The sequence below is a fragment of the Roseovarius sp. MBR-6 genome (assembly GCF_040547525.1).
Taxonomy (GTDB): domain Bacteria; phylum Pseudomonadota; class Alphaproteobacteria; order Rhodobacterales; family Rhodobacteraceae; genus Roseovarius.
Genome location: NZ_JBEPPW010000058.1, coordinates 1 through 2,617 on the forward strand (window position 1 = coordinate 1; position 2,617 = coordinate 2,617).

Below are 2,617 nucleotides of genomic sequence, written 5' to 3' on the forward strand. Positions count from 1 at the left end.
ACCAGATCGCCAAATCGGCAATCATTCCGCATACAAAAATCGAGAACTGCGGATCGAGTATCCGTGGCACCCGCTTTTTGGCCGTGTCCTGCACGCCCGCGATGGCGGCCGTAGGCAAGGCGCGAGCTCGATCCTGGTGGAGGACCGACCTGGCTTCTTCCGGACCTTGCCGCCCTGGATGTGCGATCCCGTATATTGTGCGCGGCTGGACATTGGTCCGCCGCTCGTTGCGCTGGAGGCGCTCGAAGCGCTGGCCCTGACCTTGGAATTGATGCGTCACGCCGAGTCTCTGGCATCCTCTGGAAACGAGAATCCAAAGGAGGACATGCATGCCCCGCCGACCACGACACTACCCGCAGCCGGAGCAGATCTGCCTGGCACTGGAAGACCCACGGAACCGCCCCCCGGCAGCACCGGCGACGCCGGCTATCCTGGAGGCATTGGCGGAGTTGCTGCTGACGGCGGCGGACAAGATGACGGGGGACTCGCAGAATGATGCACGCAAAGATCACCGCTGAGCACCTTGCCCGCAGCGCCATCGTCTATGTCCGGCAATCGACGATGAGTCAGGTCCTCGGCAATCTGGAGAGCCAAAAGCGACAATATCAGATGGCTGAATCCGCCCGCGACACTGGCTTTGCGGCCGTCCAGGTGATCGACGAAGACCTGGGCCGTTCGGGTTCCGGGCAGATGGCCCGGCCGGGTTTCCAGCGCCTGGTCGCGGAAGTCTGTTCAGGATTGGTCGGGGCGGTCTATTGCATCGAGGCTTCCCGGCTGGCGCGCAATGGCCGGGACTGGCATCATCTGATTGATCTCTGCGCCCTGACCGGGGCCTTGGTAATTGACCCCGAGGGCGTTTACGATCCACGCCTGATGAATGATCGGTTGTTGCTGGGGTTGAAGGGAACCATGTCGGAATACGAACTCAACCTTCTGCGGCAACGGGGCCTGGCCGCCCGCGATGCCAAGGCCGGCAGGGGCGAGCTTCGCTTCACTCTGCCACCGGGCTTCTGCTGGAGTGAGGATGACCGTATCGAGATGGACCCCGATGAACGTGTCCAACAGGCAATCCGCCTGATCTTCGCCAAGTTCCGCGAACTCGGCAGCGGTCGGCAGGTGTTCCTGTGGCTGCGCGCGGCAGACATCCATCTTCCGGTGGTGCAGCGCAACGGGGCCCTGCGGAAGATCACATGGCGCAAGCCAGCCTATCATAGCGTGATGCAGGTGCTGCACAGTCCTATCTATGCGGGAGCCTACGCCTTCGGACGGACCGGGAACCGTACACGGGTGGTCGATGGGTATGCTCGCAAGACCAGCGGCCACCACAAGACGATTAAGGACTGGAGCGTGCTCATCAAGGATAGCCATGAGGGATATATCGATTGGCGCGCCTATGAAGAGAACCGCCGCATGCTTGGGGAGAACGCGCATATGCAGAAGCGGGCAGCCCGCAAATCGGGGCGAGGCGGGCAGGCATTGTTGTCGGGAATGGCACGTTGCGCGCGCTGTGGCCGGATGATGCGGGTGTCTTACAAGGTGGGCACCGACCAGTCGCACCGCTATCAGTGCCGCGGCGATGACGGACATGTCGGCGCCGGTCTGTGCATCGGCGCTGGTGGGCGTGCTATTGACGCTGCGGTCGCAGACCAGCTTCTCGAGGCGGTTTCCGGCCAAGCGGTTCAGGCCGCCCTTCTGGCGGGCCAGCAAGCCGCCAAGACGCAGGAGACCGTCCGGCTGGCGGTCGAAAGGGAGCTCGAGGAGGCCCGATATGCGGCGGACCTTGCAGAACGCCGCCATGAGCATGTCGATCCCGCCAAACGGCATGTCGCCCGGACGTTGGAGGCCCGCTGGAACGCTGCATTGGAGCGGGTGGCGGCGGTCGAGCAGAAACTCGCACGGTTGGATGCGGATACCAATACGAGGCCCCGGGCCGACCCCTCGATTTTGATGAAGCTCGCATCAGACCTGCCCTTTGTGTGGAACGCAACCGGAACCGATGCCCGCGCGAGGCAACGTCTGGTCAGGCTGCTGATCGAGGAGGTCGTGATCGACATCGACGAGAAATCGAACGAATTCGTTCTGGTGCTGCACTGGATCGGCGGGCGCCACACCGAAGTCAGGCTGGCGCGGCGCAAGACTGGCCGGTTCCCGCCCGGCCGGGAGCTCGCCGCCGGGGAGGTTTTGCGCAAGCTGGGCGGACATTGGCCAGACCGGGAGTTGGCCGTAACCCTCAACAGGATGCGTTGCCGCACCGAAGATGGTGAAACGTGGACGACTGTTCGGGTCGCGGCGCTCCGCGACAGTCTCGCGATTCCGCCCTACGATCCCAACGCCGAGATCCCGAAGACCATCAGTGTGGATGCAGCATCGAAACGGCTTGGCGTTTGCGTTGCTTCGGTTCACAAGCTGATCCGGTCGGGAGCTTTGCCCGCCACACAGATCATGTACTCGGCGCCATGGAAAATACCAGTCGAGGCGCTGGAGAGCGAGGTCGTCCGGATAGGGTTGCAGCAGATCGCCGCACGCCGGCCGAGGCAAGCCCTTGATAAAATGGCAGATAAGTCCATGACCCTGCCTGGATTCTGAAGAAGGAGAGGCATTATGAAACGCGATCGCC

Annotated in this window: 2 protein-coding genes; one reads left to right on the forward strand and one right to left on the reverse strand. The window is 62.8% G+C overall.

Annotated elements, in window-relative coordinates; genetic code table 11:
• The coding region (locus ABIE57_RS20410) for a hypothetical protein (protein WP_354540871.1) at nt 1-280 on the reverse strand (280 nt) is incomplete at its 3' end.
• A gap of 212 nt (nt 281-492) precedes the next feature.
• Between ABIE57_RS20410 and ABIE57_RS20415 the strand changes: the two genes are divergently transcribed.
• Nucleotides 493-2,586 (forward strand): recombinase family protein, encoded by a 2,094-nt coding sequence (locus ABIE57_RS20415; RefSeq protein ID WP_354540872.1) that lies wholly within the window; start codon nt 493-495, stop codon nt 2,584-2,586.
• Nucleotides 2,587-2,617 lie beyond the last annotated feature (31 nt).